This is a genomic window from Halosimplex yunnanense (assembly GCF_054504345.1).
In genome coordinates this window covers 54,343-79,349 of sequence record NZ_JBTJEL010000035.1, presented here as the reverse complement: position 1 = coordinate 79,349, position 25,007 = coordinate 54,343, and the positions used below count along the sequence as shown (strand labels likewise).

Below are 25,007 nucleotides of genomic sequence, written 5' to 3'. Positions count from 1 at the left end.
CCGCGCTCGCCCACGCTCACTCCAATGACCGATCACGTGTCGCTCGTCCGCCGCTCGCTCGCCGGCACGGACGAGTTCGACCGGCGCGTCCGCGAGCAGGCCGACCGCCTCGCCTCCGCCGTCGCCGACGGCGAGTTCGACAACGACGGCGCGACGCTCGGCCTCGAACTCGAAGTGTATGCGCTCGACGCGGACGGCGAGCGGTCGACGCTCGCACCTATCCCCGAGGGCGTCTACGAGGGACCGGCCGACAAGGAACTGGGCCTGCACAACGCCGAACTCAACGCCGACCCGAGCCGGTTCGACGGCGACGGGATCGCCGCGCAAGCCGAGGAGGTCGCCGCCGACCTCGCGGCGACGCGCGAGCGCGCACGCGAACACGGCCTGGAAATCGTCCTCGACGCGATGCCCGCGGTCGCGCCCGAACCCGGCACGCACGCGTACCTCGACGACGTGGAGGTCCGCGGCACGTCTCCCGATGCGGACGGCGACCGTCCCGTGGTCGTCCCCGGCGGGGATTCCGACGACCCGGTGCTCGTCGCGCGGAACATGCGCAAAGATCCGCGATACGGCGCGCTCGACAACGAGGCCGTTCGACGCGCTGACGGCGAGATCGAGTTCGCCGTGCCCGGTGCGACCGCGGGGTATCGCACTATCCTCTTCGAATCGCTGGCGACCTCGATCCAGCCGCACGTACAGGTGCCCGACCCGAGCGAGTTCCCGCGCTATCACAACCTCGCGATCCGGACGCTCGGGCCGCTGGTGGCGCTGTCGAGCAACTCCCCGTTCTTGCCCGGCGACTGCTACGGCGACGACGTCGACCCCGAAGCGCTCGTCGACGAGACCCACCACGAACTCCGGATCGCCGCCTTCGAGCAGTCGATGAACCAGCACTGTCGGAAGGTGCGCGTGCCCGACGACCTCGATTCGGCCGCCGACGCAGTCGACCACGTTGTCGCCGACGAGACGTTCGCGCCGTTCCTGCGCGAGTGGATCGAGGACGAGGACGACGTGACGGAGGAAGGACAGAAGGGCGGCGACCCGACCAGCGCCGCGTGGGAGTTCGATTACAAGCGCGGCACCTTCTGGCGGTGGGTCCGCGGCGTCGCCGGCGGCGACCCGGTCGACGGCGCCTGCGACGAGCGCTCGCTCCGCATCGAGTACCGCCCGCTCCCGACCCAGCCCACCATCCGCGACATCGTGGGGCTACAGGCGCTCACCGCCGGCCTCCTCCGCGGGCTCGTCGCCGCCGACCACCCGCTCGAATCGCTGTCCCACGAGGCCGCCGAGCGATCCTTCTACGCGGCCGTCGAGGACGGCCTCGACGCGGATCTCGAGTGGGTCACCGCCGACGGCGAGCGCACCGACGACGCCGAGACCGTCTTCGCCGAGGTCTTCGAGGTCGCCCGCCGCGGCCTCGCCGAGCAGGGCGTCGACGAGGAGACGCGTGACCGCTATCTCGCCCCCATCGAAGCGCGCTGGGAGGCGGGCGTCACGCCGAGCGAGTGGAAGAAGGGGCGTGTTCGCACGCACCTCGGCGACGGCCTCGACCTGGAGGAGGCCCTCGCCGAGATGCAGAAGGAGTACGTCGAGCGGAGCCGCGAGCGCGAGCATTTCGCCGAGTGGATCTAACGGGATCGCTCGAGGACGAGGGATCTGACTACTCGCTCGTTCGCTCGACCGCACCGGTCCCGGGTCGATCGAGTGCCGCGAGATCGATTTCGCCCCCGGGCATCGGGACGCCGTCGAAGGGGTCGGAATCGAGCAGCAGCGAGCCGTCCAGATCGACGTAGTCGAACAGGGGCGCGAGGTGGCAGCCTGCGGCGATGGAGGCGTTCGACGCCACCATGCAGCCGAGCATCGCCTCGCAGCCGTGGGCCTGGGCGACTTCCGCTACTCGTCGCGTCTCGCGGAGACTCCCACACTTCTGGACCTTCGCCACGACGACGTCGACCGCATCGGCGACTCGTGCCGCGTCCGCCGCCGTCTCGACGGATTCGTCGGCCGCGACCGGGACCGCACCGTGCTCGCGGACGCGGCGCAATCCCTCGACGTCGTCGCCGGGGACCGGCTGTTCGCAGAACTCGACGCCGTGGTCGGCCAGCAGGTCGGTCTTCTCGATGGCCTCGGCAGGGGTCCACGCGCCGTTGGCGTCGACCCGGATCGTCGCCTCGGGCGCGCCCTCCCGGACCGCTGCCAGTCGCTCGGCGTCGTCGCCTGTCCCCAGTTTCACCTTCAGGACGGAGAATCCCTCCGCGACGGCGCGCTCTGCCTTCCTCCGCATCTCGTCGGGTTCGGCCGACCCGACGGAGAACGACGAGACGGGAGCCTCCGCGGGGTCGAGCCCCCACTGACGATACAGGGGCACGTCGAGGCGCTTGGCAGCCAGGTCCGCGAGCGCGATATCGACGGCGACCTGCGCGGCGGGGTTCCGGTAGACCACCTCCCGCAGCTCGCGTTCGATCCGCTGGCGGGCGTGCGGGTCGCCGACCCGTTCGACGACGCCCAGTAGGTCGGGCAGGACGGCCTCGACGGTGGCCGGCGTCTCGCCGTAGTACGAGGATGGGGCGGCTGCGCCAACCCCCTCGTGCGTCCCGTCGGAGATCCGGACGAGGACGTTCTCGGCGGTCTCGGTCGTCCCGCGGGCGATGGTGAACGGGTCCGCGAGCGGGAGTGAGAGGCGTTCGAACTCGATATCGAGGCCCGAGGACACGGCGATTCACTCCTCGCCGAGCGCCGCGGGCAGGATCTCCGCCGCGTCGAACCGGACGGGGTCGGTCGCGGGCCCGCCGATGGCCTCGGCGTACTCCTCGACGGCCGCGCTGGCCGCGTCGTCGTCGAGCCCCTGGGTGTTCAGCGAACCGGCCACGACTTCCGCAGGCGCGACCGGTTCGGCCATCGACTCGTAGAGCGCGGCGTACTCGCCGGGCGGCGGGATCGAGACGTGTTCGTACCCGTGGACGGCGTCGCGGCCGGCGACGTGACAGAGGACGAGCCGATCGGGCATCGCCCCGTGCAAGATGGCCGTCGTCACGCCCGAGTAGGCGGGGTGGCCGAGCGCGCCCTGTCCCTCGACGAACAGCACGTCGTACTCCCTCGCCCGCTCTTCTACCATCCGCTCGACGGCGCCGGCGGCGAAGTCGGAGACGACCCGGTCGACCGCGATGCCGTAGTTCTCGATGGCGATACCGGTCTGGCCCGTCGGGACGACCCCGGCGTCGACGCCCCGCTCGCGGGCCGCCTCGGCGAGTTCGAACGTCGTCGTCATCTTCCCCGACGAACAGTCCGTCCCAGCGGTGAGGATCACCTCGGCGTCGACCTCGCTCGCCTTCCCTTCGCTGACGGTCAGGTCGTCGGGCGGCCGGCGGAGGTCCCGGAGTTCGCAGCCGCGTTCGTCGGCCAGTCGGACGAACTCCTCGTCGTCGGCGAGGTAGTAATGTAGCCCGGCGATCACGTCACAGCCCCGCTTCAGCGCACCGCGCACGTCGGCCCGCCAGGTCTCGTCGAAGCCGCCGCCGATGGGCGCGATGCCGACGAGGAGGGCGTCGATCGGCCCGTCCACGTCGTCGATGCTCCCCACGATCGGCACGTCCTGTAGGTCCGGCACGTGGTCGTTGACGCGTTCGCCTACCCGGGCCCGGTCGAGGACCGCCGCCACCTCGTCGTCGCTGTACCGCAGGACGCCGACGGCCGTCTTCGCGCGATCCGGGAACTGCTCGTGGGCGAGGATGACGACGCGCATGTCCGTGTGTTAGTTCCCGTGCGATTTAATCGCATGGTCGCGAGGACGAGTCTCTGGGATCACCGCGGCCGCAGACTCGATCACAATTGCGAACAGCGTGAAACCCCCGCCGAGACGGCGGCCTCTTTCATTCCTACCCGCACAGACTGACCGGCCAAGTTACGTGGGTGGGAATGAAAGGGGCCGTGCGCTGCGGGAACCCGGCCGACGGAAGCACTGCAACGAGCGAAGCGAGTGAAGCGCGCAGCGAGGTCGTCGGGCGGCACAGCCGCCCGACTGCCCGAGGGACCTTCGGTCCCTCGCTGCCCGGGACTGCAGAGCACGGGGGCTTTCACGCTGTCTGCGGTTGCGTTTGATCCAGTAGCCTTGCCCTCCCTTCGCCCAGATCCAGCTACAGCGCGCGCAACTGGACGCGCCAGAACTCGCGGAAGGCCTTGTCCAGCGCGGGCTCGGGATCCCCTGACGCGCTCACGGTAGAGACGGCGTCGGCCACGTCGTCGAACCCGTCGAGGACCGTCCGTTCGCCGACCACGTACAACCGGTCGGTCTCGGCGTCTTCGAGCGCCACGCGGCACCGCTCGAGGTGATTGTCGATCTGCTCGTCACGCAGGCGCTCGAAGCGGGCCTGCGAGTAGCCGCCCTTGGAGTGTTTGCTCTTCAGGTCGGAGTCGAACCCCTGGAAGGCGACGCGCTCGCGGCCGTCGTACTCGCCCATGGCGAAGAGATCCGAGCGGACGAGCGCGAAGGTGAACGACCCCGTCGGCTCGAACCACGCGCGCTCGAAGGCGAACTCGTCGTCCCAGGTGGCGAAGGGGTCGGGCGGGTTCGGGACCGAGAGACAGGCGTCGACGAGCGCGGCGTCGTCGGTCACCGCGAGACAGGGGGCGGCCCGCCCCACGAGCGCCGCGCGGTCGCCGAACGCCTCGCGCACGTCCTCCGAGAGGTCGTGGCCGTCGGGGACGCAGGCGGTGAACGCCCCCTCGGGGTCGGTCGCGACCGACTCCAGCCGGTCGAGGACTGCCCCCAGTCGGCCGTCCTGCAGGGTCTCGCTGCGGGTGAACGAGCGGTCGACGCCGGCCTCGTCCGACCGGCGGCGCTCGACCTCGCCTTCGAGTTCGGCGATGCGGTCTTCGAGGCGGTTGACCCGCTGTTCGGCCTCCTGGCGGTCGCTGACAGCGTCCGCGCGGCGCTCCTGCTCGGCGTCGAGTTGCTGCTCGCGACGGTCGAGTTCCTCTTCGAGCTCCGCGATGCGCGCTTTCAACTCCGCGCGGCCGAGCAACCGGTCCAGCATCACCGGATGGGGGCGCGGCGAGCGGTTAAAACTACAGGTCTGTGGCGGGGTCGCTCCGCCCTCGCCGTCACTTCGCTTCCGTCCCGCTCCCGCCGCCGCTCAGATCCCGGTCGGGCCGTCGAAGCTCTCGCCGTCGAACTGCCCGCCGTCGGACGCGCCACCGAACGCATCGCCGACGGGGTCGTCGGGGACGAACTCCTCGATGGCCTCGTCGCTGGTGGGCGTGCCCGCCGCGACCGAGAGCAGCTGTCTGGCGCGCTCGGCCTTGGCGAGGAACACCTCCCGGAGCGACGGCGGGTTGCGGATGCGCGTCTCCGCGACGAGTTCCTCGGGGACGGCGATGGTGTCCGCGGGGACGCTGTCGTCGCCGTAGACGGTGAAGTGTGTGTTCTCCAGTTTCATCACGAGCGGGAGGTCCGTCCGCTGGATCCCCTCGTCCGCGTAGAGCTGTCGGTTGACCCGCTCGTGCTGCGTTCGCGAAATCACCGCTGCGTCGTCGTCGCTGGGCTCGACGTAGAGCCGACCCAGGTAGTACCCGCTGGAGAACTGTTCGAACATTTCTATGCGGTGTGTTATCACACCTCTGCGTAGATAAGTGTTTGCCGGTAGACTTATTCAGGCGCGCAATCAGACCGCACGACCTCGCGGCGACGCAGCGGCCGTCGGGCCGGCGGCTTCTCGGGTTCGGTACGGCTTTGTGTCCGGCACTCGCCCCGTCGGGTATGGAGTGGCCGCTGGCCGGCGATGGGCGGAGCGAGGCGATCCCGCGGCGGTGGGCGCGGTACTACCTGGAGAACGCGCCCAGTCTCGTCTGGCTGATCTTCGCCAACGTCGCCGGCATCTTCGTCGGCGTCTACTTCTATCTCGAAACGCTCCCGGAGGTGGAGACGCTGGCCTGGCCGCTGTACATGGACTCGCCGGTCGCGACGCTGCTGATGGCGCTCGCGCTGGCGACGCTGCTCCCCAACCTCGGCCGCCGGCTCGACGCCGCGCCGACCAACCTCGTCCTCGCGTACCTCCAGACCATCGCGTTCGTCTGGCTGGTCGAGACGGGGCTGTGGACCGCGCTGGCGCTCAACCTCCACGTGACGCTGTACTTCCCCGACACGTGGCGCTACTTCGGCGTCCTGATCACCCATCTCCTGTTCATCCCGGAAGCGTACTTGCTGCCCCACTTCGGCCGAACGACACCCGGCGCGCTGGGCCTCGCACTGGCGCTGGCGCTCGTCAACGACGTCCTCGACTACGGCTTCGGACTCCACCCGCCGCTGCGCTACGAAGCCGGCGTCGTGCTGATCGCCGGAAGCGTCGCGACCTCTCTGCTCGCCGTGGGGCTCGCTGCACACGCCTTCGAACGGTTGCCCGCGGATCGCGGTCCGGCGGCTGACGGTCGATCCGCAGCTGATCCGTGATCGCGACCCGCGCGCGCTCGTCGAGTCCGAGACGGCAGCCGATCCGCGGCCGAGAGACGACGCTAGCGGTGAGTTACGCTTATCAGTCTCGACCGCGAACCTCAGGTGAATGGACTCCGCCGAACTGCTCGACCTGCTCGGCAACGCCAACCGTCGGCGGATCCTCCGGCTGCTCGCGCACAAGCCCTGTTACGTCACCGAGATCAGCGAGTACATCGGCGTCAGCCCGAAAGCCGTCATCGACCACCTCGAACGGCTGGACGACGCGGGCCTCGTCGAGAGCCACGTCGACGACCAGCGCCGGAAGTACTTCCGCATCGCCCGGAACCTCCGCCTCGAAGTAACTGTCTCTCCCTACCAGTTCGGTACCAAGAGCGCCTATCCCGGGAGTTCCATCGACGTCGCGTCCTGCCGGCACGTCTCCATCGACGCCGAGGTCGAGGAGGGCCGCGACGCCCGCGAACTCGCGACCGAACTCGACCGTCTGCAGGACCTCGACCGGGAGCTCTCGCTCGCCCAGCGGTGGGTCCACGGTCGCCTCTCGGAGGTCATGGAGGAACTCACCGACCAGTTCGAGGGCGAGGACGCCCGGCTGCTGGGCGACGTGGTCTCCGCCCTCGCGACTCGATCAGGGTCCGTCGAGGAGGTCAGCCGCCGCGTCGAGGCGCCCCCGGAAGTCGTCGAGGAAGCGCTCGAACGGCTCGCCGAGGAGGACGTCGCCGAGCGCGAGGACGGCGAGTGGCGCCTGCCGGAGTGACGTCGCGACCCGCAACGAAGCGCCCGCTCACTCGTTCTCGATGTCGTACTCCCGCTCGGCGTCGTGTGGATAGATATTCTGCTCGACGAGCTGGGGGACCATCTCGTCCTCACCGGTTCTCCCGACGATCGTCGCGACGATCACCGCCGCAGCGCCGAGCGCGCCGAGTAGCAGCGACTCCGTGAACATACCGTAGCCGGCGATCGCGAGGGCGAGGACTCCCGCGACGAGGTGCTGGGAGAGCCGCCGCTTGCGGAGCTCGCGCTGGTGGGCGTCGACGACGGCTTCGCCGCGGCCCGCCTCGACCGAGCGGTAGACGGGGCCGTCGTCGGTCTCGTAGCGCAGCACGTCGACGGGGCCGCCGTCGGCTGTCATGGATCGGTCCTGTTTCCGCCGCGGAATTAAACGTCCCGGGTCAGGCCGTCGCGCAGGTCCCGGCCGAAGTAGTGGCCGAGCACGGCGACGAGGATGCCCGTCGTCGCGCCGACGGCCGCGAACTGCGTCAGGCCGAGATCCGAGAGGAGCGCGAAGCGGACGAACGCGCCCGACATGATGGAGACGACGGCTGCTGCCGCGCCCGCGACGGCGACTGGCAGGTACCGGCGCTGGCCGCTCGCCAGTCCGAGGACGAACGCGCCGAGGAAGATACCGGCCACGCCGGCGATGGAGCCGACCAGCGGGACCGCGCTCCCCGCGAGCATGCCGCCGATCACGACGACCAGTGCCAGCAGGAACGAGCGTGCGGAGGGGACGTCCGGCGTGAGGTTCGGCAGCGAGAGCGACGGGCGACTCAGCGAGGGGGTCAGCCGCGAGAGGATGCCCGGTTTGGACGACGAATCGGCACCGGTCGCGGTCGAATCCGCGGTCGACGCGTCGCTCGCCCCGCCGACGTCGGTCGTCAGCGCGTCCATATCGACGCCGAGTTCCTCGTCGTCGAGGCCGACGTCCTCGCCGCCGCTGGCGTCCACGTCGCCGCCGAACTCGTCGTCGAGGAGGTCGTCGACGTCGTCACCGGACGTGCGTTCGTCCGTCCGCTCTGACATACCCGCCACTCCGCACCGAGGCCCCATGTGCCTTTTCCTCCCGTCGTCTCCGCGACGACACAACTGTTCGCCGGCAGCGCAGGCGTTTCCGGCGCCCGCACGTTTTTGCGGGCGATCCGCGTACGGGGTGACATGACAGTCGAGACGCGGCTGCCGGAGGAGTGGACCGAGGGCTTCGTCGAGGTGGACGGTGGGGTCAGGCTACACTACGCGCGGACCGGCGGCGATGGCCCGCCGCTGGTCGTCGCCCACGGCGTCTTCGACGACGGGCTCGCCCGGATCCCGCTCGCCCGCGACCTCGCCGACCAATATGACGTGATCCTCTACGACGCCCGCGGCCACGGTCAGTCCGACGCGCCAGAGTCGGGCTACGGTGCCGACGACCGCGCCGCCGACCTGATCGGCCTGCTCGACGGGCTCGACGTCGAGAACCCGCTGCTCCTCGGGCACTCGATGGGCGGGGACACGGTGCTCGCGACCGCCGCGAACTACCCCGACCGCCCGCGAGCGGTCGTCGCCGTCGACCCGGCGGGACTGATGGGGGACGACAGCGACGACGGCGACGACGGCCCCGACGAGGAGGAGATCGAGGGCGTCCGCGAGCAGGTACTGTGGTGGCACGACCACTCGAAGGCCGAGCTGCTGGAGGCCGACGACGAGCTCGCGGGCCACGCCGAGGCCGGTCAGGAGGAACTCGCGAGCCTGCTGGCCGACGCCCGCCTGCGAGTCAGCGCGAACATCACCGAGGTGTTCCGGAACGGCTGGGCCGACCCCGACCGCTACTACGCGGACGTCGACGCACCGACGCTCGTCCTGCGCGCCGACGTCGACGAACAGGCGCGGGAACAGGACCGCGAGAGCGTCGATCTGATTCCAGACAGCCGCCTCATCCACGTGGACGACGCCGGCCACTGCATCTTCCGCGACCAGCGGGAGGTCGCGACCGAGGAAGTGCGGTCGTTCCTCGCCGAGCACTGACGGCAGTCTGCTTTTGCGTCACCGGAGTTCGTCGGCTCGCCCGTCGCGGGGTCCCCGGTGCCTGCTGGTGCAGGGCGGAGACTGACGGACGAACCGGCCGAGGATCGGATCCGAGCGTCGTCGCCTGACCGGCGCGAACGGCGGCGACGCACCAGCGCGCGGCCGCGACGATCGCGAGCCGCGCGGGTGAATTTCCCATGAGCAGTCAACCCACACAGCCGGGCGAACGCGAATCGTCGGGCGCATCGAAATCGGGCGCTTCGAGCAGTGGCACCGAAACGGGACTCCGCCAGCGTGCCGCGGCGGGCCTCGCCGGCGGCGCGCTCGTCCTCTACGGCCTCACGAGACGATCTATCCGGGGTATCGCAGCAGTCGCAGCCGGCGGGTGGCTGCTGAACCGGGCGCTCCGCGGCTCGTCGGGTTCCTCGACCGGCGGGTCCGGCGGGTCGGGCAACTGGAGCCAGCGCGCGGACACCCCGACGGGGACGCCGATCGACGCGCCGGAGGTCCAGCGCTCCATCACGATCGAGCGCCCCGCCGAGGAGCTGTACGAGCGCTGGCGCGACCCGGACACCCACGAGCAGCTGTGGGCGCACTTCGCCGAGGTCGAGCAGACCGGCGAGGACCGCCAGCACTGGGCGCTGACCGGGCCGCGCGGCACGAGCGTCGAGTGGGACGCCGAGGTCGTCGCGGCCGAGCCGGGGGAGTACCTGCGCTGGAAGTCCCTGCCCGGCGCGCGGATCCCCAACGAGGGGTCGGTCCGCTTCGAGTCCAGCGCGGACGGCGAGTCGACCGAGGTGACGCTGCACATGCGCTTCGACCCGCCGGGCGGGCAGATCAGTAGCACGCTGATGGACCGGCTCGACCTCCTCCCGGACGCGGCCGCCGGGACGGCGCTCCGCCGGTTCAAGAGCCTCGTCGAGACGGGCGAGATCCCGACGCTCGAACGCAACCCGTCGGGCCGCGGCGAGGGCGATCTGCTGTGAGCGGCGTTCGCTGAACTGCCGTCACAGCGGCCGGGCAACGGCACGGGAGTCCGGTCACCGCGAACGAGTGGCTTCAAGTCGGCGGCGGCGGTACGACGGCACATGAACGCAGGAGACCGTGTCCGCGTCGAGCGCGCGGGCCAGACGCACGAGGGCGTGTTGATGCCCTCGACGACCAGCGACCACCTGGTGGTCAAGCTCGAAGGGGGGTACAACGTCGGCGTCGACCGCGACGAGGCCGACGTCGAAGTGCTGGAGTCCGACGTGTACGACGTCGAGGACGCCCAGGCCGACAGCGACCAGTCGACCATCGAGTTCGACGACGACCTCCCCACGATCTCGCTCATCTCGACCGGGGGGACCATCGCCTCGACCGTCGACTACCGCACGGGCGCGGTCACCGCGCAGTTCGACGCCGAGGACGTCCTGCGCGCCGTTCCGGATCTGGCGGGCATGGCCAACTACCGCGGCCGGGTCGTCGCCAACATCCTCTCGGAGAACATGACGCCCGACGTGTGGCAGGACCTCGCCGAGGCGATCTACGAGGAGATCGAGGCCGGCGCGGACGGCGTCGTCGTCATGCACGGCACCGACACGATGCAGTTCACCGCCAGCGCGATGGCGTTCATGCTGGACACGCCCGTCCCCATCGTCTTTACCGGGAGTCAGCGCTCGGCGGACCGCCCGTCCTCGGACAACGTGATGAACGCCGTCTGCGCAGTCGAGGCGGCCAAGTCCGACTGCGCGGAGGTCCTGATCTGCATGCACGCCTCCGAGTCCGACGACCGCTGCGCCCTGCACCGCGGCGTCCGCGCGCGCAAGAACCACACGTCTCGCCGCGACGCCTTCGAGACGGTCGGCGCGAAGCCCCTCGGGGAGGCCGACTACGGCGTCGACGGCGACCCCGAGATCACCTTCCGCCGCGAGCACCGCGAGCGCGGCGCGACCGAACTCGACGCCGACACCGACATCGAGACCGACGTCGAACTCCTGAAGTTCACGCCGAGCACCGACCTGGCATTCCTCGATACCCTCGAAGGCAAGTCCGGCGTCGTACTGGAAGGCACGGGGCTGGGCCACGTCCACACCGACTGGATCCCGCGCATCGAAGAACTCGTCGACGACGGGACGACCGTGGTGATGACCAGCCAGTGCCTCGAAGGGCGGGTCTGCGACCGGGTGTACGACACCGGCCGCGACCTGCTCGACGCGGGCATCGTCGAGGGCGAGGACACCCTGCCCGGCACGGCGAAGGTCAAACTGATGTGGGCGCTCGCGAACGTCGAGAGCGTCGAGGAGGCGATGTCGACCTCGCTGGCCGGCGAGATTCAGGACCGATCCGTCCCCTGGACCTGAGATGGAGATCCGACAGGCCCGCGCGGACGACCACGACGACGTCGCCGCGTTCACCAGCGACACCTGGAGCGACCGCCGCGAGCAGGGCGACTACCTCGCGGACGTGTTTCTGGAGTGGGTCGAGAACGACGGCCCCCGACAGCGGACCGTCGTCGCCGAGGACGACGGATCAGTCATCGGCGTCTGTCAGGGCGTCATGCTCTCCGACCACGAGGCGTGGGCGCAGGGGATGCGCGTGGCCGACGAGGCCCGCGGCCGCGGCGTCGCCGCGGCGCTGAACGGCGCCTGTTTCGACTGGGCGCGCGAGCGTGGCGCGGCCGTCTGCCGGAACATGGTCTTCTCGTGGAACGCCGCCGGCCTCGGCACCTCCCGCGGCGTCGGGTACGACCCCGCGACCGAGTTCCGGTGGGCACATCCCGAACCGGATCCAGACGCTGAGTCCGGCGACCACGCGGGAGATACCGACTTGGACGTCGTCACCGACCCCGACGCGGCGTGGAGCTACTGGCAGCGCAGCGACGCCGCGCGGGAACTCGTCGGGCTGGCGCTCGACCCGGCGGAGACGTGGGCGCTCTCGGAGGTCACCCGCGAGCGCTTCCGCGAAGCGGCGGACGAGACCGCCGTCTTCGCCGTGCAGGGCGACCGCGACACACGCGGCGCCGCCTACCGGACTCGCGAGTTCGAGCGCGAGAGCGGCGACGGCGAGTCCGCCGAGCGGTGGGTCGAGTACGGCGTCGGCGCGTGGGCCGACGTCCCCGCCGCGCGGGCACTGTTCGCGGCCATCGCGCGGGACGCCGCGGATCTGGGCGCCGACCGTGCGAGGGTCATGATCCCCGAGACGGCCCGGTACGTCTCCGACACCGCCTACGCCGGCGTCGCCGTCAGCGACGACCCCGACTTCGTGATGGCCGCCGACCTGACCGGTCGAGAACAGTAGGCCGCTCGCCGTTCGCGGCCACGAGAGTGTGCGCCCGCACGATTCCGCTCACTCGTCCAGTGGGGTCGGCGTCGCGGACGGGGTCCCGGTGGCCGTCTCGGGCGTCTCCGTTCGGGTCTCTCGGTCGTCCGCCGTCCGGGTTTTCTCGAGCGAATCCGTCGTGGGTTCCTGCGTTTCGGTACCGGCCGCCGTTTCTGTCCCCACGTCGACCGTCACTCCCTCCTCGCCGTCGCCGCGCCAGTACAGCCAGAACCGCAGTTCGCCGCCCGCCCCTCCGTATCCGGAATCGCCGGTCGTCACCTGCTGCTCCCACGTCGCCGTTTCGCCGGCCGCGACGGGCAGTCGGATCGAGGCCACGGGCGTGTAGGCCGGGAAGTTGCGGTTCACCGCGCCCACGAACGTCCCGTCCGTGTCGCCGGTGTTCTCGACGGTGAGCGAGAGCGTGATCGTCTCGCCCATCGACGCCGTCGCCGGTGCCTCGAAGGACTCGACCGCGAAATCGGTCGGCGGGCGGGCGAGGTCCGACAGGATCGCCTCGGCCAGCGCGTACTCGCCGTCCGGCCACGAGACGGTCGCGTCGTCGACCTCCAGCGGCTTGGGCATCTGGAAAACCACCCAGCCGTCGCCGCCGTCTTCGGGGGAGTACGCCGCGTGGTAGTCGAACAGGCCCCAGGCCCCGTAGCTCACGCTGTCCTGCGCGTCGTAGGACTCCCCGCCCGCGACGAGTTCGATTTCACCGACGGCCGGCCACGCGGCAGCGGCGCCGTTCAGCAGCGCGACCACGAACTGCTCGTCGCGCTCGCCGTAGACGCCGAACGAATCGGGCGAGTTCGGCGCGGCGAGTTCGGGGACCGCGAACGCTTCGGTGACGAACTCGCCGTCGGTGGCCGTTGGCGTCTCCCCATCGGTTCCGGGTGTCCCGGTCGGTGTCTCTTCGCCCCTCCTGTCGGGAACAGTTTCAGTCGGCGTCTGGGATGGCGTGGCAGTCGGCGAACCGTCACCCGTGCCGTCAGACTCACTCAGACAGCCCGGGACGGCGATCGACCCGGTAGCGAGGGCCGCGAGCAGTCGGCGTCGCTTCATACCTCCTCCGTCGCCGCCTCCCCGTAAGTGTCTTCAGAAGGATACGACGGACGTTTGAGCCACGCCGCAGGCCCGCCGCTACCGGGTTCGTGCCGACGAGACCGGGCTTACCGCTCGGTTGGCCGGCCGTACCGAAGATAACGCGCTGATAACAATCGGTCCGGGGCGTCTCGGGAGCCTATGGAGCGAAAACTCACAGCAGTCGCACTGACCGGAGTCGTCCTCCTGAGCATCGTCGGCGTCGGCGCGGCCGGGGCGCTCGCCGGTTCGCAGGCCGCCGGGAACGACGCCTCGACCGTTACCGTCTCGGCGTCGGGATCGGTGTCCGCGGAGCCCGATCGAGCCGTCGTCAACGTGGCGGCGACGGCCGAGGGCGAGACCGCCAGCGCGGCGACCGAGGCGCTCGCGACAAACGTCTCGACGCTGCGCGACGCGCTCAATAGCGAGAACCTCTCCGTCGAATCGGTCCGGACGACCGACTATGCGGTTTACCAGCAGGAAGACAACGGGACGACCACCTACGTCGCCCGGCAGTCGTTCGCCGCAACGACGACTGACACCAGCGAGGCGGGCGCCCTGATCGACGCGGCCGTCGCCAACGGCGCGACGGAGATCAACGGCGTCACATTCACCCTCTCGGACGACCGCCGCCAGGCCCTCCGGAGCGAGGCCATCGACGACGCCGTCACCGACGCCCGCGCCCAGGCCGAAGCGGTCGCCGACAGCACCGGTCTCTCGCTCGGCGGCGTCAGCGCCGTCTCGACCGGCGAGAGCGGCGGTGGCTTCGACACCGCGCGTATCGGCGCCGACGAAGGCACGACCATCGACGCCAGTCCCGTGACCGTCTCTGCCACCGTCGAGATCACCTACAACGCGACCGCAGCGTGAGGTGGGAGTCCGGGACGACTGCCGGACCTCCGGAACGGGCGCGCTGACGGCGGAGCCGCCGTCGTTCAGCTCTCCGCCTCCCTGCCGCTTAGTTCCGGATCCGCCGTGACGTATCCGATAGATCACGCCGAATACGCAACTCTCTACCCGGCGATTTCGCGGCCCCCGATCTCTACGGGCGGTAGACCCTTGCTTTGCCCCGACGTATCCCGCCGTGTGACCGCCGAACGGACCGTCGCGGGCGTGTTGCTTGCCGCGGGCGACAGCGACCGCTTCGGCGCTCGGAATAAACTGTTAGCGCCGCTCGACGGCGACCCGCTCGTCCGCCGGGCTGGACAGACGCTGGCGGAATCGATCGTTTCCCCAGTCGCCGCCGTCGTCGGCCCGGGCGAAACGGGTGTTCGCGACGCGCTCCGGGACCTCGGCGTGGAGATCATCGCGAACCGCGAGGCAAGTGCCGGACAGGCGACGTCAGTCCGCCGGGGCGTCGAGTGGACCCGTGAACGGGCCGACGCGGTCGTGTTCGCGCTGGGGGATATGCCGTGCGTCGACCCCGCGACGGTCGACCGGCTCGTCGCGGCCTATCGAGACGGCCGCGGATCGGCGCTCGCGGCCGGTCACGACGGTCAGCGCGGGAATCCGGTTCTCTTCGACGCGCGGCACTTCGGCGCACTCGCCGACGTCGACGGTGATACCGGCGGACGGCCCGTCTTCGTGCAGACGGACGACGCCACGGTCGTCGAGACGACCGACCCCGGCGTCCTGCTCGACGTCGACATGTCCGGGGATCTCGACCGCCTGCGGTGAAATCGATCGCTCAGAGCACGTCGGTGTCGACAAGCGAGACCGGCTCGCCCACGTCGTGTTCGTCGGCGTACTCGTAGACGACGTGGCTGGCGGCGACGTCCTGGATCGCCAGTCCGGTCGAGTCGAAGACGGTGACGCCCGTCTCGGCCGTGCGACCGGGTTTCTCGCCGATCACGATCTCGCCGAGTTCCGCGTGGAGGTCGTCGTCGCCCAGGACGCCCGCGCTCCACGGGACGTTGATCTCCCCGGAGTGGGTGCACTGCTCGTAGTCGTCGATGACGAGCGTCGCGTCGAGCAGGACCTCGTCGGCGATCTCGTGTTTGCCGGCGGCGTCGGCGCCGATGGCGTTGACGTGCGTGTGCTCGCCGACGCTGTGGACAATGGGCTCCTCGACCGGCGTCACCGTCGAGAGCACGTCGCACTGGGCGGCCTCCTCGATCGACCCGCCGCGGACGTCGAACCGGTCGTCGAACGCCTCGACGAACTCGGCGACCCGCTCGTCGTCGCGGTCGGCGACGACGACTTCCTCGATGGGCCGGACCGTCGAGATGGCTTCCAGTTGCGTGTACGACTGGACGCCGGCGCCGACGACGCCCATCGTCCGGGCGTCCTCGACGGCGAGGTAGTCGGTCGCCACGGCCGCGGCGGCGCCGGTCCGCTCGCGGGTGATCGTCGTCCCGTCGAGCAGGGCGAGCGGGAACGCCGTCTCGGGGTCGGAGTAGACGACGGTGCCCATCACCGTCGGGAGGTCGTGGTCGTCGGGGTTGTCGGGGTGGACGTTGACCCACTTGACCGCGGCGGCGTCCCAGTCGCCGGCGTCCATGTAGGCGGGCATCGACCGGAAGTCGCCGTTGTACTCCGGCAGGTCGATGTAGGACTTGGCCGGCATCTGTACGTCGCCGCGGGCGTCCGCGGCGAACGCCTCCTCGACGGCCTCGACGACCGCCTGCATCTCGGCGGCCTCCTCGACGGCGTCCGGGTCCAGTAGAAGCGTCTGCATACCGATCCTACCGTCGCCCGGCACTTAGAACTTCGACCGTCGCCGTCCGTTTGCGCCTCGTTCACTCGCGTTTCCGTCCGTCGCCGCCACTGGAGTCCGTCCCCACGGTGCGATCGCCTGGGCAACAGTTTTGCCGCTTCTTGCTGTATGATAACACGGGTGACGATCCCATGTACACAGTCCTGTTGCCGGTCGACACCGCGGAAACGCGGGCGGCGGCACAGGTAGAGACGGTGATCGAGCTACCGAACGCGACCAGGGAGGTCGAGGCGCTGCTCCTGCACGTCTTCGACGAGGCCGACCGCGCCGAGGAGGCGTCGCCGCTCCAGCTCAGATCCGGCGAGCGAGCCTACGATCGGCTGCAAGAGGAGGGCGTCGACGTCGAGCCGGTGACACGCCACGGCGATCCGGCGACGCAGATCCGCGAGGCGGCCGAGGAGTACGACGCCGACTTGATCCTGCTCGGCGGGCGCAAGCGCTCGCCGCTGGGGTCCGTGCTGTTCGGGAGCGTCAGCCAGCAGGTCACGCTCGACGCGAGCCGGCCGGTCGTCGTCACCGGCGACCGCCGCCAGCGGCGCGTCCCGAGTCACCGCTGTCAGAGTTGCGACGAGGAGTACTACACCGAGCCCCACGTGGAGATCACGTCGTGTCGGAACTGCGGCGGGACCAAGGTCGAACCCCTGCGCGAGCACGAGTCCGACGAACCGCCGAAGGCGACTTGATGCGACCGGGTGGTCTGACGACGGCCGGTCCCGCTTCGGCAGGTCCCGTCCCAGCCGGTCCATCGGCGTCGAGTTCTCTCGGGTCGAGACCGACTCGACCCGTCAGCCGACCAGAATATACACGGGCGTCCCGCACGGAGTGGTTAGTATGACCGCCACGGACGCGACGCTGCTCGACCTCCCTTCCGCTGAGTCGACCCGTCGGACCGTCAACGGCGTCGATTTGCACGTCGTCACGGCCGGCGACCCCGCGGACCCGCTGGTCGTCCTCCTGCACGGCTTCCCGGACTTCTGGTACGGCTGGCGCCACCAGATCCCCGCCCTCGTCGACGCGGGCTTCCGCGTCGCCGTCCCGGACCAGCGGGGGTACAACCGCAGCGAGAAACCCCGCGGCCTCGACGCCTACCGGATGCGGGAACTCTCGGGTGACATCGCCGAACTCGTGGCCGCCGAGGACAGCGACAGCGCGCACGTGGTCGGTCACGACTGGGGCGCGATGGTGGCCTGGGACCTCGCGCTCCGGTACCCCGCCGTCGTCGACCGCCTCGGGATCATCAACGTCCCGCACCCGTCGGCGATGCGGCGGACGCTGCGGTCGAACCCGCGGCAGTTACTCCGGAGCTGGTACGTGTTCGCCCTCCAGATCCCGAGTCTGCCCGAACTGTTCCTCGGACGCAACGACGCCCAGGGGATGCTCGACGTGCTCGAAGGGAGCGCCAACCCGGGCGCGTTCTCCGACGAGGACCTGGAACACTACCGCGACGCCTGGCGGCGACAGGGCGCGATCCGCGGCGCGGTGAACTGGTACCGGGCGTACGCCCGCCGGCCGGACGCACCGCCCCGCGAGACCGTCGAGGCGCCGACGCTCGTCGTCTGGGGCGACGAAGACGTGGCGCTGTTGCCCCAGTTGGCCCTGGAGAGCGTCAACTACTGCACTGACGGGCAACTCGAACGGATCCCGTGGGCGTCCCACTGGGTCCACGACGAGGAACCCGAGCGGGTCAACGACGCGCTGATCGGTCACCTGAAAACTGAAACCGGTCGCGACGACTGACGACCGCTCGGTCGCTGTTCTGTACCCTCGAAGACGTTCCTGGGTTGCTGGTCCAGGGATACCAGCGCCAACAGAAGACGGCCAATCTCTACTACCGGCAGGGCGAGGCCGCGAATCAGGAACTGTACGAGGACTTCCGGAAGGGGTACTACGCCGGTCTGCTCGTCTTCGAGGTCGCCCAGTCGGCGGCGACCGGGCAGGTCAAGAAGATCGACAGGGTGCAGGAACTGGCCGATAGGACCCGTGTGACGGCCGCAGTGGGGTACTACAAAGCAGCGAATACCCGCTTCGTCAGCGCCCCCGCGAGTCGCATCGGGACGAAGGTCACGCGGCGGGTCGTCTCGCGGGTCGACGTGGATGCTCCCGACAGGCTCCGAAAGACGCTCTCGGGTGCCGGGACCGTCGGCCGGTCGTGGTCGCTGTCGCGCCGGGTGGGGAACACACCGAGTGGCGTTCTGCGCGGGTTGAGCGAACGTGGGCGAACGCAACTCCGGGCGTACTACCGCCGGATCCGTGGCAGCGGTGGCAGTGGTGACGACACCGGACTCGAAGCGCTGACCGACGGCGGCCAGAAGGCTGCACTCCTGCAGCGCGAGTTAGGCGAGACGGACTTCGGTGCCGTGTTCAACGCGGAGTTGCCCGACGAGACGCGGGCGGCGCTGTTGCGGGCGTCCGACGACGGCGACCTGTCGGCTTCGGAGACGGCGACGGTCGCGCGCAAGCTGGACGAACCGGGCAACGCCGACGTGGTTTCGACGATTCGGGCCCTCGACGAGACCGAACAGCGGCGGGCGTTCGAGCTGATCGGCCAGACTGGCAACGACGGGGTCGAACTGATACGGGACTTGGACAGCACCGCAACAGAGAATCTATTAGAGATCTCGTCCGGAGAGGCGCTCCGAGAGAACGTTGCCCGCTTGTATCGAGATGGAGGGGTTGGTACGGGTGAAATCGAGGAATTTGCAGAGTATGGAACGAAGTTCCAAGACACGAGTGGGGTCGATGAAGTGTTCCGTGACGTTACCGAGGCGGATGCCGGTGGAAACTTCCGGGGGGCGAAAAACGAACTGAAACCCGCGGATCAACTGGAAGAAGCTGGACGGGATGTCGTCGAATTCGAACGAGATATCACCACTTCCGTCGGTTCGACCGACATCGATGTCATCACCCGAAACGACGATCTCGTCGAATCGAAGAGTGACTTCAGTTCAGTTTCCAGCGGTGACACGAAGTACAATCAGTTGGCACAGAAAATTACGGTACTGAAAAAGTATCAGGGTGAGAATGGACTGAGTGGTGATATCGAAGTCCACTTCGAAACGGTGCCAACCGACGATGTGAAAAACCTACTCGACCGCAAGGATATAGATTGTAGCGTGCGGACGGAGAATGGACTCTCGCCCTGCTAACTAATGATCGAAAATGTCCAGGTAGAGTTCGGGTTCGAAGCGCCGATCGGATCGAGCGAACTTCGCTCGATGCTTACCGAGTTACAGCAACGCACAGACCACGCTGCGGACGATGAACTCGATACTGTACTGTATATCGGCGCGGAATCGGAATATCTCCCCGAACAAATTCCGCCGTCTCGAGCCGTGGACTACGTCGTCGAACACGGCCAAGGCGCTGTTCAGTTCTAGTACGACGGGTTCCATTACCTGTTACACGTGAACCCCTCAGACGGTCTGAATACGGCTGGTGAACGCAGTTCGGCCGATACACTCGCCATCTCGGTCGACGGCGTCTATTTCGAGTCCGACGACGCTGTCGACGCTGCGGATATCGGTGATGTAGTGTGTCTGGTCGAAGCGCATACCGCTCCGGATATGGTAGTCGGGTTCGGCGTCGATACTGGACAGGGAGACCCCACACCACCCATCGAGTGGTTCGAGAACGATACCGACGAGGCCATTCCTGTCCACTGGCTAACGTACGTTCCAACTGGCGTCACAGGAGTCTCGGTGCCGAGCGAGATTCCCGACCGGCGTGATCTCGAAACCGGGACACTGTATTTCCTCGCCGATAATCCGACATCGTTCGAAGCTATCAAACGCCGTCAGCAGATACTGGCAGGCCCTTCTACAGAACGCTGATAGCGTGCTCTGACCGGAGGTGAGGGGCCGGGTCGATCGTTCGCCGCTCAGTTCAGCGCCCAGAACTGGTAGTTCAACACCGCGGCGAAGGTGACCCAGGCGAGATACGGCACGAGCAACAGCGCCGCGCGGCGGTCGACGCGGTCGAACGCCCATATCGTCGCGAGTACAGCGGGCCACAGCGCGACGATCACCACGAGTCCCGCCAGCAGGTTCTGCGCTGCGAAGAACGCGGGCGTCCAGGCGACGTTGAGGACCATCTGTCCTGCGAAGAGCACGAGCGCCACCTTCCGAGCGGTCCAGCCGTCGCGGCCGTCCGCGACCGCGCTCCCGTCGTCGGCCAGCCACACGAGCGCGAGGGCGACGCCCATCAGGGTGAACAGGAGCGTCCAGACGACGCCGAACAGCCACGGCGGGGGGTAGATATCGGGCTTGACCAGATTCTGGAACCACGTGGAGCCCGGCCCCGACAGGATCGCCGGTGCCGCGCCGACGAGGTTCACGAGGATGACCCCCGCAATCACCGTCAGCACGCGGTCGCGTCCCCAGCCCCCGGATCCGGCGGTTCGCGTCTCGTTCATACGCCCAGTTCGGCCCGGACGGGGAAATGTGCTACCCCGGCCCCGGCGGCGCTCGGGCTCGTCCGATCTCGCCCCGTTCCGACCGCGTTTCCGGCCACTACTGATACATAAATCGGCTTTGATACGTTTTCACATGCGACCGTCGGGCGTCCAGCGAAGTCTACGCCGCCCACCACCAGTAGATTTATATAGAATCGCAATCAACCTCTCTCTTGACTATGGCTCAGCAGATGGGTAACCAACCCCTCATCATCATGTCCGAGGACTCGCAGCGAACCTCGGGCAAGGACGCACAGTCGATGAACATCACGGCCGGGAAGGCCGTTGCCGAGTCCGTACGCACGACACTCGGTCCGAAGGGGATGGACAAGATGCTCGTCGACGACGCCGGGTCGGTCGTCGTCACGAACGACGGCGTCACCATCCTCGAGGAGATGGACATCGAGCACCCCGCCGCCAACATGATCGTCGAAGTCGCCCAGACCCAGGAGGACGAGGTCGGCGACGGCACGACGACGGCGGTCGTCATCTCCGGTGAACTGCTGGGCAAGGCCGAGGACCTCCTCGACCAGGACATCCACGCCACCATCCTCGCGCAGGGCTACCGCCAGGCCGCCGAGAAGGCCAAGGAGGCTCTCGAGGACATCGCCATCGAGGTCGACGCCGACGACACCGAGATCCTCGAATCCATCGCCGCCACGGCGATGACCGGCAAGGGCGCCGAGAACGCGAAGGACACCCTCTCGACGCTCGTCGTCAACGCCGTGCAGGCGGTCGCCGACGAGGACGGCGTCGACACCGACAACATCCAGCTCGAGACCGTCGTCGGCGGCTCCATCGACGAGTCCGAGCTCGTCGAGGGCGTCATCATCGACAAGGAGCGCGTCCACGAGAACATGCCCTACGCCGTCGAGGACGCCAACGTCGCGCTCCTCGACACGGCCATCGAGGTGCCCGAGACGGAACTGGACACCGAGGTCAACGTCACCGACCCCGACCAGCTCCAGCAGTTCCTCGATCAGGAAGAGCAGCAACTCGAGGAGTACGTCGACACGCTCGACGAGGCGGGCGCCGACGTCGTCATCGCCCAGAAGGGCATCGACGACATGGCCCAGCACTACCTCGCCCAGCGCGGCATCCTCGCGGTCCGCCGCGCGAAGAAGTCCACGATGAAGGCGCTCTCGCGAGCCACCGGCGGCCGCATCGCCTCCAACATCGACGACGTCTCCGAGGAGGACCTCGGCTACGCCGGCTCCGTCGCCCAGAAGGACGTCGCCGGCGACGAGCGCATCTTCGTCGAGGACGTCGACGACGCGAAGGCCGTCACCATGATCCTCCGCGGCGGCACCGAGCACGTCGCCGACGAGGTCGAGCGCGCCATCGAGGACTCCCTCGGTGTCGTCTCGGTGACCCTCGAGGACGGCGCCGTCCTGCCCGGCGGCGGCGCGCCCGAGGCCCACCTCGCGCTCGAACTCCGCGACTTCGCCGACTCCGTCGGCGGCCGCGAGCAGCTGGCCGTCGAGGCGTTCGCCGACGCCATCGACGTCGTCCCGCGCACGCTCGCCGAGAACGCGGGCCTCGACCCGATCGACTCGCTGGTCGACCTGCGCGCCCAGCACGACTCCGGCAACCACCAGGTCGGCCTCGACGCCTACACCGGCGACACCGTCGACATGGTCGAGGAGGGCGTCGTCGAGCCTCTCCGCGTGAAGACCCAGGCCGTCGAGAGCGCCACCGAGGCGTCCGTCATGATCCTCCGCATCGACGACGTCATCGCGGCCGGCGACCTCAAGGGCGGCGGCACCGATGACGACGACGAGGCCGGCGGACCCGGCGGCCCCGGCGGCGCGCCCGGCGGCATGGGCGGCATGGGCGGCATGGGTGGCGGCATGGGCGGCATGATGTAAACGTCGGCCGACATCACTGCCCACCGCAACCACCGACCCTCGTACCGCCGACGATTATTGGAGATCTCTCCACATCTGCGGCTTCTCTCGTTTTCGCCCGCTGAGCCCTGGATATCGGCACGTAGCGGCCGCTCTCGGTTCGACTGGTGGCGATAGAAGGGCAGTCGCCCACAGTGCCGCCGCTCCGTCGCGTCGCCCGGTCAGAAAGGGGCAGTTCGAATGCCCGCCGAGTGGGGGGTACTACTCGGTCTCGAGCTCGAACTGTTCGTGCTCGGTCGCGGCGTTGAGCACGACGCTAGTGTTGGACTCTTTGATCTCGGGGTCGACCAGCAGCTCCTTGATGTGCTTGTTCATACCGTCGGTGTCGGTGAACTTGCCGATGGCGATGATGTCGTAGTCGCCGGTGACCTCGTAGACGGAGACCATCTGTTCGTGGTCGCGCAGGCGCTCGGTGACGTCCGGCAGCGCGCTCCCCTCGACTTTCAGCTGGAGGACTGCCGTCACGTCGTAGCCGAGTTTGTCGTAGTCGACTTTCGGCGTGTACCCCTGAATGATGCCGTCTTCTTCCAGGTCCGAGAGGTGGTTCGAGACGGTCGTCACCGACACGTCAAGATCCTCGCCGAGGCTCCGGAGGCTCGCTCGCCCGTCGCCCAGCAGCGCGTTTACCAACTTGCGGTCGAGATTTTCGTACGTCATTACACCCAGTGAGTCTCCCCGGGCATTAGAATTTTACGAATATTCAATTCCGTTCGGCGAAGGGGAAGAATTGCGCAGATGGACAGGATTTTAATACTATGGGTCTACCGTTCGGGTGTCGATAAACATGACAAGCGAAAACGCGCAACCGGACGGGGGTCTCTCCGCGGAGGCACAGGACGTCCTCGACGAGATAGAGGAGAAGAACGTCGACTTCCTGCGCCTGCAGTTCACGGACATTCTGGGGACGGTCAAGAACGTCTCGGTACCGGCCGACCAGGCCGAGAAGGCGTTCACCGAGGGTATCTACTTCGACGGGTCGTCGATCAACGGCTTCGTCCGCATCCAGGAGTCGGACATGCGGCTCGACCCGGACCCGTCGACGTTCGCCGTGCTCCCGTGGCGCAACGACGACGACAGCGCGGCCGGCCGCCTCATCTGCGACGTGATCGACACGTCCAGCGGCCAGCCGTTCTCCGGTGACCCGCGCGGTGTCCTCAAGCGCGCCATCCAGCGCGCCGAGGACATGGGCTACACCGTCAACGCCGCGCCCGAGCCCGAGTTCTTCCTCTTCGAGGAGGACGAGGAGGGTCGCGCGACGACCAAGACTAACGACGCCGGCGGCTACTTCGACCTCGCCCCGAAGGACCTCGCCCAGGACGTGCGCCGCGACATCATCTTCGGTCTCGAGGACATGGGCTTCGACATCGAGGCCTCCCATCACGAGGTCGCCCAGGGCCAACACGAGATCAACTTCACCTACGACGACGCGCTGTCGACGGCCGACAACGTCGCCACCTTCCGCTCGGTCGTCCGCGCTATCGCCGCCGAGCACGACCTGCACGCGACGTTCATGCCCAAGCCCATTCCGCGCATCAACGGCTCGGGTATGCACACGCACTTCTCGCTGTTCGAGGACGGCGAGAACGCCTTCCACGACGGCGACGACGAGTTCGACCTGAGCGAGACGGCCAAGCAGTTCATCGCCGGCATCCTCGACCACGCACCGGCCATCGCCGCCGTCTCCAACCCGACGGTCAACTCCTACAAGCGCCTGGTGCCCGGCTACGAGGCGCCGGTCTACGTCGCCTGGTCCGACCGGAACCGCTCGGCGCTCATCCGCAAGCCCGCCGCGCGCGTCCCGACCGCCTCCCGCATCGAGGCGCGCTTCCCGGACCCGTCGTGTAACCCGTATCTCGCCTTCGCCGCGCTCATCCACGCCGGTCTCGACGGCATCGAGCGCGAGCTCGACTGCGACGACCCGGTCCGCGAGAACATCTACGAGTTCGACGAGGCCAAACGCGAGGAGTACGGCATCACCACGCTGCCGACCAACCTCGGCGAGGCGCTCGACGCGCTCGAATCGGACGAGGTCGTCCAGGACGCCCTCGGCGAGCACGTCTACGAGAACTTCGTCGAGGCGAAGACCCAGGAGTACGACGACTACCGCGTCGACGTCTCCGACTGGGAGCTCGACCGCTACCTCGAGACGTTCTAAGTCGCCACCGACGCTCTCGGCTGCGGGTTGCCGGATCTGACGCCCTCGGGGCGGTCGCCCCGGACTCTCTTTCGCTGGCCGATCGCCGCGGAGCCGCCGCTGTGACCCTGCTCTGCTGACACGTCACCGTCGGCTTTATAGGTCCTTACCGGCTCTGTGCCGTCAACGACGGCCAG

Annotated in this window: 25 protein-coding genes; 15 read left to right on the top strand and 10 right to left on the bottom strand. The window is 68.6% G+C overall.

Going from position 1 to position 25,007, the window contains the following annotated elements:
* The first annotated feature begins 24 nt into the window (after positions 1-24).
* Positions 25-1,632, top strand: a complete 1,608-nt coding sequence (locus AB2U09_RS14045; RefSeq protein ID WP_459193353.1) for a glutamate-cysteine ligase family protein — start codon at positions 25-27, stop codon at positions 1,630-1,632.
* Between the two features lie 28 nt (positions 1,633-1,660).
* Here AB2U09_RS14045 and AB2U09_RS14040 read toward each other — a convergent pair whose 3' ends face one another.
* From AB2U09_RS14040 to AB2U09_RS14025, 4 genes are all read right to left on the bottom strand, one after another.
* Positions 1,661-2,713, bottom strand: a complete 1,053-nt coding sequence (locus AB2U09_RS14040) for a dipeptide epimerase (RefSeq protein ID WP_459193352.1) — start codon at positions 2,711-2,713, stop codon at positions 1,661-1,663.
* A 6-nt stretch (positions 2,714-2,719) separates the two neighbouring features.
* Positions 2,720-3,742, bottom strand: coding sequence for an N-acetyltransferase DgcN family protein (locus AB2U09_RS14035; RefSeq protein ID WP_459193351.1), 1,023 nt, complete (start codon positions 3,740-3,742; stop codon positions 2,720-2,722).
* A 391-nt stretch (positions 3,743-4,133) separates the two neighbouring features.
* Positions 4,134-5,033: a Vms1/Ankzf1 family peptidyl-tRNA hydrolase gene (locus AB2U09_RS14030; protein WP_459193350.1), complete on the bottom strand. Its 900-nt coding sequence runs from the start codon at positions 5,031-5,033 to the stop codon at positions 4,134-4,136.
* 99 nt (positions 5,034-5,132) lie between these two features.
* Positions 5,133-5,591, bottom strand: coding sequence for a DUF5802 family protein (locus AB2U09_RS14025; RefSeq protein WP_459193754.1), 459 nt, complete (start codon positions 5,589-5,591; stop codon positions 5,133-5,135).
* A gap of 164 nt (positions 5,592-5,755) precedes the next feature.
* Between AB2U09_RS14025 and AB2U09_RS14020 the strand changes: the two genes are divergently transcribed.
* On the top strand, positions 5,756-6,445 hold the full coding sequence (locus tag AB2U09_RS14020) for a DUF1405 domain-containing protein (RefSeq protein ID WP_459193349.1): 690 nt from the start codon (positions 5,756-5,758) through the stop codon (positions 6,443-6,445).
* Positions 6,446-6,554: 109 nt separating this feature from the next.
* Positions 6,555-7,202 carry an ArsR/SmtB family transcription factor gene (locus AB2U09_RS14015; protein WP_459193348.1) on the top strand — a complete coding sequence of 216 codons (648 nt, stop codon included), beginning with the start codon at positions 6,555-6,557 and terminating at the stop codon, positions 7,200-7,202.
* Between the two features lie 27 nt (positions 7,203-7,229).
* Here AB2U09_RS14015 and AB2U09_RS14010 read toward each other — a convergent pair whose 3' ends face one another.
* On the bottom strand, positions 7,230-7,577 hold the full coding sequence (locus AB2U09_RS14010; protein ID WP_459193347.1) for a hypothetical protein: 348 nt from the start codon (positions 7,575-7,577) through the stop codon (positions 7,230-7,232).
* A gap of 26 nt (positions 7,578-7,603) precedes the next feature.
* On the bottom strand, positions 7,604-8,245 hold the full coding sequence (locus AB2U09_RS14005) for a DUF8526 domain-containing protein (RefSeq protein WP_459193346.1): 642 nt from the start codon (positions 8,243-8,245) through the stop codon (positions 7,604-7,606).
* Between the two features lie 132 nt (positions 8,246-8,377).
* On the opposite strand from AB2U09_RS14005, the gene AB2U09_RS14000 reads away from it, so the two are divergent.
* The 4 genes from AB2U09_RS14000 to AB2U09_RS13985 all read left to right on the top strand — a co-directional run bounded on the left by AB2U09_RS14000 (position 8,378) and on the right by AB2U09_RS13985 (position 12,502).
* Positions 8,378-9,223 carry an alpha/beta fold hydrolase gene (locus AB2U09_RS14000; RefSeq protein WP_459193345.1) on the top strand — a complete coding sequence of 282 codons (846 nt, stop codon included), beginning with the start codon at positions 8,378-8,380 and terminating at the stop codon, positions 9,221-9,223.
* Positions 9,224-9,420: 197 nt separating this feature from the next.
* On the top strand, positions 9,421-10,209 hold the full coding sequence (locus AB2U09_RS13995) for an SRPBCC family protein (RefSeq protein WP_459193344.1): 789 nt from the start codon (positions 9,421-9,423) through the stop codon (positions 10,207-10,209).
* 102 nt (positions 10,210-10,311) lie between these two features.
* Complete coding sequence (gatD, locus tag AB2U09_RS13990; protein WP_459193343.1) at positions 10,312-11,565, top strand: Glu-tRNA(Gln) amidotransferase subunit GatD; 1,254 nt, start codon at positions 10,312-10,314, stop codon at positions 11,563-11,565.
* A 1-nt stretch (position 11,566) separates the two neighbouring features.
* Complete coding sequence (locus AB2U09_RS13985; RefSeq protein ID WP_459193342.1) at positions 11,567-12,502, top strand: GNAT family N-acetyltransferase; 936 nt, start codon at positions 11,567-11,569, stop codon at positions 12,500-12,502.
* A gap of 48 nt (positions 12,503-12,550) precedes the next feature.
* Here the strand turns inward: AB2U09_RS13985 and AB2U09_RS13980 are convergent, their stop codons facing one another.
* Positions 12,551-13,585, bottom strand: a complete 1,035-nt coding sequence (locus AB2U09_RS13980) for a hypothetical protein (protein ID WP_459193341.1) — start codon at positions 13,583-13,585, stop codon at positions 12,551-12,553.
* Positions 13,586-13,765: 180 nt separating this feature from the next.
* Between AB2U09_RS13980 and AB2U09_RS13975 the strand changes: the two genes are divergently transcribed.
* Both AB2U09_RS13975 and AB2U09_RS13970 read left to right on the top strand, forming a co-directional pair.
* Positions 13,766-14,473: an SIMPL domain-containing protein gene (locus AB2U09_RS13975; protein WP_459193340.1), complete on the top strand. Its 708-nt coding sequence runs from the start codon at positions 13,766-13,768 to the stop codon at positions 14,471-14,473.
* Between the two features lie 216 nt (positions 14,474-14,689).
* Entirely contained in the window at positions 14,690-15,280 is a 591-nt protein-coding gene (locus AB2U09_RS13970) for a nucleotidyltransferase family protein (protein WP_459193339.1), read from the top strand.
* 10 nt (positions 15,281-15,290) lie between these two features.
* On the opposite strand, the gene AB2U09_RS13965 is transcribed toward AB2U09_RS13970, so the two are convergent.
* Positions 15,291-16,280 carry an ornithine cyclodeaminase family protein gene (locus AB2U09_RS13965; RefSeq protein WP_459193338.1) on the bottom strand — a complete coding sequence of 330 codons (990 nt, stop codon included), beginning with the start codon at positions 16,278-16,280 and terminating at the stop codon, positions 15,291-15,293.
* A gap of 170 nt (positions 16,281-16,450) precedes the next feature.
* Here AB2U09_RS13965 and AB2U09_RS13960 point away from each other — a divergent pair, with 170 nt between their 5' ends.
* The 4 genes from AB2U09_RS13960 to AB2U09_RS13945 all read left to right on the top strand — a co-directional run bounded on the left by AB2U09_RS13960 (position 16,451) and on the right by AB2U09_RS13945 (position 20,149).
* The gene (locus tag AB2U09_RS13960) at positions 16,451-17,002 is read left to right on the top strand and encodes a universal stress protein (RefSeq protein ID WP_459193337.1); all 552 of its coding nucleotides are present in this window, start codon (positions 16,451-16,453) and stop codon (positions 17,000-17,002) included.
* Between the two features lie 148 nt (positions 17,003-17,150).
* Positions 17,151-18,056, top strand: coding sequence for an alpha/beta fold hydrolase (locus AB2U09_RS13955; RefSeq protein WP_459193336.1), 906 nt, complete (start codon positions 17,151-17,153; stop codon positions 18,054-18,056).
* Between the two features lie 218 nt (positions 18,057-18,274).
* Entirely contained in the window at positions 18,275-19,465 is a 1,191-nt protein-coding gene (locus AB2U09_RS13950) for a hypothetical protein (RefSeq protein WP_459193335.1), read from the top strand.
* A gap of 258 nt (positions 19,466-19,723) precedes the next feature.
* The gene (locus tag AB2U09_RS13945; RefSeq protein ID WP_459193334.1) at positions 19,724-20,149 is read left to right on the top strand and encodes a hypothetical protein; all 426 of its coding nucleotides are present in this window, start codon (positions 19,724-19,726) and stop codon (positions 20,147-20,149) included.
* Positions 20,150-20,196: 47 nt separating this feature from the next.
* Here the strand turns inward: AB2U09_RS13945 and AB2U09_RS13940 are convergent, their stop codons facing one another.
* Positions 20,197-20,730, bottom strand: a complete 534-nt coding sequence (locus AB2U09_RS13940; protein ID WP_459193333.1) for a TspO/MBR family protein — start codon at positions 20,728-20,730, stop codon at positions 20,197-20,199.
* Between the two features lie 230 nt (positions 20,731-20,960).
* Between AB2U09_RS13940 and thsA the strand changes: the two genes are divergently transcribed.
* Entirely contained in the window at positions 20,961-22,637 is a 1,677-nt protein-coding gene (gene thsA, locus AB2U09_RS13935; RefSeq protein WP_459193753.1) for a thermosome subunit alpha, read from the top strand.
* Between the two features lie 240 nt (positions 22,638-22,877).
* Here thsA and lrp read toward each other — a convergent pair whose 3' ends face one another.
* Entirely contained in the window at positions 22,878-23,333 is a 456-nt protein-coding gene (gene lrp / locus AB2U09_RS13930; RefSeq protein ID WP_459193332.1) for an HTH-type transcriptional regulator Lrp, read from the bottom strand.
* A 127-nt stretch (positions 23,334-23,460) separates the two neighbouring features.
* Here lrp and glnA point away from each other — a divergent pair, with 127 nt between their 5' ends.
* The gene (gene glnA / locus AB2U09_RS13925; RefSeq protein ID WP_459193331.1) at positions 23,461-24,831 is read left to right on the top strand and encodes a type I glutamate--ammonia ligase; all 1,371 of its coding nucleotides are present in this window, start codon (positions 23,461-23,463) and stop codon (positions 24,829-24,831) included.
* The last annotated feature ends 176 nt before the right edge of the window (positions 24,832-25,007 follow it).

What these genes read in the sequence shown, in the direction of transcription:
- AB2U09_RS14035 (WP_459193351.1), bottom strand. Translation starts at nt 3,742, where the DNA reads ATGCGCGTCGTCATCCTCGCCCACGAGCAGTTCCCGGATCGCGCGAAG.
- AB2U09_RS13980 (WP_459193341.1), bottom strand. Translation starts at nt 13,585, where the DNA reads ATGAAGCGACGCCGACTGCTCGCGGCCCTCGCTACCGGGTCGATCGCC.
- AB2U09_RS13985 (WP_459193342.1), top strand. Translation starts at nt 11,567, where the DNA reads ATGGAGATCCGACAGGCCCGCGCGGACGACCACGACGACGTCGCCGCG.
- AB2U09_RS14015 (WP_459193348.1), top strand. Translation starts at nt 6,555, where the DNA reads ATGGACTCCGCCGAACTGCTCGACCTGCTCGGCAACGCCAACCGTCGG.
- lrp (WP_459193332.1), bottom strand. Translation starts at nt 23,333, where the DNA reads ATGACGTACGAAAATCTCGACCGCAAGTTGGTAAACGCGCTGCTGGGC.
- AB2U09_RS14010 (WP_459193347.1), bottom strand. Translation starts at nt 7,577, where the DNA reads ATGACAGCCGACGGCGGCCCCGTCGACGTGCTGCGCTACGAGACCGAC.
- AB2U09_RS13940 (WP_459193333.1), bottom strand. Translation starts at nt 20,730, where the DNA reads ATGAACGAGACGCGAACCGCCGGATCCGGGGGCTGGGGACGCGACCGC.
- AB2U09_RS13995 (WP_459193344.1), top strand. Translation starts at nt 9,421, where the DNA reads ATGAGCAGTCAACCCACACAGCCGGGCGAACGCGAATCGTCGGGCGCA.
- AB2U09_RS13955 (WP_459193336.1), top strand. Translation starts at nt 17,151, where the DNA reads ATGACCGCCACGGACGCGACGCTGCTCGACCTCCCTTCCGCTGAGTCG.
- glnA (WP_459193331.1), top strand. Translation starts at nt 23,461, where the DNA reads ATGACAAGCGAAAACGCGCAACCGGACGGGGGTCTCTCCGCGGAGGCA.
- AB2U09_RS14030 (WP_459193350.1), bottom strand. Translation starts at nt 5,033, where the DNA reads ATGCTGGACCGGTTGCTCGGCCGCGCGGAGTTGAAAGCGCGCATCGCG.
- AB2U09_RS14045 (WP_459193353.1), top strand. Translation starts at nt 25, where the DNA reads ATGACCGATCACGTGTCGCTCGTCCGCCGCTCGCTCGCCGGCACGGAC.
- AB2U09_RS14025 (WP_459193754.1), bottom strand. Translation starts at nt 5,591, where the DNA reads ATGTTCGAACAGTTCTCCAGCGGGTACTACCTGGGTCGGCTCTACGTC.
- AB2U09_RS13975 (WP_459193340.1), top strand. Translation starts at nt 13,766, where the DNA reads ATGGAGCGAAAACTCACAGCAGTCGCACTGACCGGAGTCGTCCTCCTG.
- AB2U09_RS13960 (WP_459193337.1), top strand. Translation starts at nt 16,451, where the DNA reads ATGTACACAGTCCTGTTGCCGGTCGACACCGCGGAAACGCGGGCGGCG.
- AB2U09_RS14020 (WP_459193349.1), top strand. Translation starts at nt 5,756, where the DNA reads ATGGAGTGGCCGCTGGCCGGCGATGGGCGGAGCGAGGCGATCCCGCGG.
- thsA (WP_459193753.1), top strand. Translation starts at nt 20,961, where the DNA reads ATGGGTAACCAACCCCTCATCATCATGTCCGAGGACTCGCAGCGAACC.
- AB2U09_RS13965 (WP_459193338.1), bottom strand. Translation starts at nt 16,280, where the DNA reads ATGCAGACGCTTCTACTGGACCCGGACGCCGTCGAGGAGGCCGCCGAG.
- AB2U09_RS14000 (WP_459193345.1), top strand. Translation starts at nt 8,378, where the DNA reads ATGACAGTCGAGACGCGGCTGCCGGAGGAGTGGACCGAGGGCTTCGTC.
- gatD (WP_459193343.1), top strand. Translation starts at nt 10,312, where the DNA reads ATGAACGCAGGAGACCGTGTCCGCGTCGAGCGCGCGGGCCAGACGCAC.
- AB2U09_RS14005 (WP_459193346.1), bottom strand. Translation starts at nt 8,245, where the DNA reads ATGTCAGAGCGGACGGACGAACGCACGTCCGGTGACGACGTCGACGAC.